The 3,719-nt window shown below is 67.2% G+C and carries 2 protein-coding genes and 3 tRNA genes; 1 reads left to right on the forward strand and 4 read right to left on the reverse strand.

What is annotated here, in order from left to right; translation table 11 throughout:
* The 4 genes from ACI48D_RS25370 to ACI48D_RS25385 all read right to left on the reverse strand — a co-directional run.
* Nucleotides 1-114 (reverse strand): GTP-binding protein (locus ACI48D_RS25370; protein ID WP_204317187.1); only part of this gene is annotated, 114 nt, incomplete at its 3' end.
* A gap of 85 nt (nt 115-199) precedes the next feature.
* Nucleotides 200-274 (reverse strand) — tRNA-Thr (locus tag ACI48D_RS25375).
* Between the two features lie 11 nt (nt 275-285).
* Nucleotides 286-359, reverse strand: a tRNA-Gly gene (locus ACI48D_RS25380).
* A 55-nt stretch (nt 360-414) separates the two neighbouring features.
* A tRNA-Tyr gene (locus tag ACI48D_RS25385) sits at nt 415-499 on the reverse strand.
* A gap of 283 nt (nt 500-782) precedes the next feature.
* Between ACI48D_RS25385 and ACI48D_RS25390 the strand changes: the two genes are divergently transcribed.
* Nucleotides 783-3,719 (forward strand): diguanylate cyclase domain-containing protein (locus tag ACI48D_RS25390; protein ID WP_435574019.1); only part of this gene is annotated, 2,937 nt, incomplete at its 3' end.

The following is a 3,719-nucleotide window of genomic DNA, read 5'->3' on the forward strand; positions in this document are numbered from 1 at the left end:
CTTCGACAGAACGGTTGCGATTGCAGCCGTCAGGGTGGTTTTGCCGTGGTCAACGTGACCAATGGTGCCGACGTTGACGTGCGGCTTGGTCCGTTCGAATTTACCTTTTGCCATTCTTGACTCCTAAGATCCTAACGATTTTTTTGAAATTACCAGGCACGCCTGACGGTCGGATACTGCTGACTGCCGCACTAAATTCTGGTGCCCTTGACGTGGATTGAACACGTGGCCTCTCCCTTACCAAGGGAGTGCTCTACCACTGAGCTACAAGGGCTGATTTGACACTGGAGCGGGTGAAGGGAATCGAACCCTCGTCATAAGCTTGGAAGGCTTCAGCTCTACCATTGAGCTACACCCGCACGAGGTACAACTTAACTCAACTGCTTTCGATTCGACTTCACGATCAACGCTTATTGGTGGTGGGGGCTGGATTCGAACCAGCGTACTCAGAGAGGGCAGATTTACAGTCTGCTGCCTTTAACCACTCGGCCACCCCACCGCGAAGAACCGCAGAGTATGAAGCACGGACAAACTACTGTCAACTATTGTTTTATCAGAACTGATCTGACTCACATAGTGTCGTTGCTTCGGGGCGTGATTGTAGCGACCCAACTGCAAGTCCGCAAGGGTTGTTTGCAACTATGTTTGCAAATGAAGCCGCAACTGTAGCGCCACGTATTTACTGGAGCGGCTAGACTGGGGAAAACTACAAGGGATGAGGGATGGTTCGCATACCAGCAGCAAAGGCACGTTGGGGCTGGCCGCAGCTTCTCCTGGCTAGCTTGACGATCATCGGCGTCTACGTTGCCATGCGCTTCGTCAGCGACCTGCTCGATCTTCCTGCCGGCTACGCCACGCCGGTCTTCCTTCCTGCCGGCGTCGGCTTCGCGCTGGCCGTCAGCGCCGGCTGGCGCGTCCTGCCCGCGATCGCGCTGGGCGCTGCCCTGCTGCACCTGCCGCGCGCATGGCTGGGGCCGGATGCCGCGCTCGGCCCCGCGACCGCCGTCACCATTCTCACCACGCTCGGCTCGGTACTCCAGGCCTGGCTCGGCGCCGCCTGGTTCCGGCGCCTGGTGCGCCCTGCCCTCGACTCGGCGCGCGACGTCGGCCGCTTCCTGGCGCTGGCCCCGCTCATCTGCCTGATCAACGCCAGCATCAGCGTCTCCGCGCTCTACTGGCTGAGCCTGATCCCGGCCGCCGAGCGCTGGTCGAACTGGGTCAACTGGTGGGCCGGCGACACCATCGGCGTGCTGCTGGCGTCGCCACTGGTATGGATCGCCTGGGGCCGGCCGCGCCCGCTGTGGCGGCAGCGCGCGCCGATGGTCGCGGTGCCCCTGGTGCTGGCCGCCGGCGCCGTGGTGGCGGTCTACGAACAGGCCGTGCACTGGGAGACCCAGCAGCACCTGCAGCCCTACCGCCTGAAGGCCCAGCAGGTGGCCGACGGCCTGCAGGCCGAGCTGAACGAGCATGAACGCTTCGTCGGCACCTTCGCCCGCACTCTCGGTGCCGACGAAAAATACATGGCGCGCGACAAATTCCTGCGCATCGCGCGGGGCTATGTGGACGGGCGGCGCGACATCGTCGGCGTCAACTGGCTGGTGCCGGTCACGCGCGCCGAACGCCCGGCCTTCGAGGCCTGGGTCCGCACCGAAGTCGACCCCGGTTTCGAGGGCATGCGCGACCTCGGTCCCGGACGTACGCTGCACGCCGCCGGCGAGCGCGCGCTCTACCTTCCGATGCTCTACACCTGGCCGCTCACCAACAGCTATATGCGCGGGATCGACTTCATGACGGCGCCATTGCGCGGGGAAGCGGCCATGCGCGCCCTGCGCGGCATCGATCCGGTCGCCACGCCGCCGCTGGACCTGGTCTCGAAGGACAGCACCGGCATCTTGCTGTTCCGTGCGGTGCGCGAACCCGGCCGGCCGCCGGTCGGCCTGCTCGGCCTGGTCCTGGATGCGCATGCCCTGGTCGAGCAGGCGACGCTGCGCAGCGGCTTCGACGGTTTCAATCTGAGCCTGGCCGACGTCACCGACGGGGCGCCGCGTGCGCTGGTCGGCGAGATCCGGCGGCCGGCCGGCCGCGCCGACTACCGGGTCGGGCTGTCGTTCGGCGGCCGCAGCTATGCCCTGCGCTTTTCCCCGACCGTCGCCTACATGGAGGAACAGCATGGCGTGGTCAGCTGGACCGTGCTGACCTCCGGCCTGCTGCTGACCGCACTCCTGGGGGCGATGCTGCTGCTGAGCAGCGGCGAACGGGCCGCGATCGAGGCCAAGGTACTAGATCGCACCGCGCGCCTGCGCGACCGCGAAGCGCGCCTGCAGGCAATCCTCGACAATGCCGGCGACGCCATCGTCACCGTCGATGCCGGCGGGGTCGTGATGTCGACCAACCCGGCCACGGCGGCGCTGTTCGGCTATCCGCAGGCCCACCTGCAGGGCCTGGATTTCGCCACCCTGGTGCCGGGCGCCGGCGGCGAAGGCGGGGCCGCGCTGCTGGCGCGCCTGGCCGATGCGCCGGCCGACGAACGCGAACTGGCCGGGCTCGACGCGCGCGCCCAGCCCTTTCCGCTGGCGGTGTCGGTCTCGAAAGTGGAGCTGCCCGGCGAGCGGCTGTACGTCTGCATCCTGCGCGACCTCACCGAGCAGCACCGCTCGCAGGCCCACATCCACCGCCTGGCCCACCACGACCCGCTGACCGGCCTGGAAAACCGCGCCGCGCTCGGCATGCGGCTGGAGCAGCAACTGGCCCAGGCCCGTCGCTCGAACCTGCCGCTGGCGGTGCTGTTCATCGACCTCGACCACTTCAAGAAGATCAACGATTCGTTCGGCCACCAGGCCGGCGACCAGTTGCTGGTGGGCGCCAGCGCGCGCATGAAGGACCTGCTGCGCGACGTCGACACCCTGGCCCGCCTTGGCGGCGACGAATTCATTATCGTGCTGGGCGGCCCGCTGACGCCGGACAGCGTGAGCACGGTGGCGGTGCGGCTGGTCGAGTCGCTGCAGGAGCCCTACTACCTGAACGGCATCACCGCGCACAGCGGCGCCAGCGTGGGCGTGGCCCTGTTCCCGGACGACGGCGAAGACGCCGACACCCTGGTGCGCCACGCCGACATGGCGATGTACGCCGCCAAGCGCGAGGGGCGCGGCAATTTCCAGTTCTTCTCGCCGGCCATGAACGCCGCCACCCACGAGCACCTGATGCTGGAAAACCGGATGTGGGCGGCGCTCGAGAACGGCGGCTTCGAGATCCACCTGCAGGCCCAGGTCGCGCTCGACACCGGGCGCGTGATCGGCGCCGAGGCCCTGCTGCGCTGGTACGATCCGGAGCTGGGCAACATCGAGCCGGGCCGCTTCATCCCGATCGCCGAAGAGTCGGGCCTGATCCTGCCGCTCGGCGACTGGGTGCTGGGGCGCGCCATGGCCCTGCTGGCCGAATGGCAGCACGAGGGGCTCGGCGGGCTGCGCCTGGCGGTCAACCTGTCGGCGCGCCAGTTCGGCGGCGGCGCCCTGCTGGCGCGCCTGGACCACCTGCTGGCCCTGCATCCGATCGACCCCTCGCTGCTGGAACTGGAGATCACCGAGACGGCTGCCATGCACGACCCGGAAAACACCCGCGCCCTGCTGCGCCAGCTGCGCGCGCGCGGCTTCAAGCTGGCGATCGACGATTTCGGCACCGGCTATTCCTCGCTGGCCTACCTGAAGCTGTTCGCGATCGAC

It is taken from the genome of Massilia sp. LXY-6 (assembly GCF_051233485.1).
GTDB lineage: Bacteria > Pseudomonadota > Gammaproteobacteria > Burkholderiales > Burkholderiaceae_D > Telluria.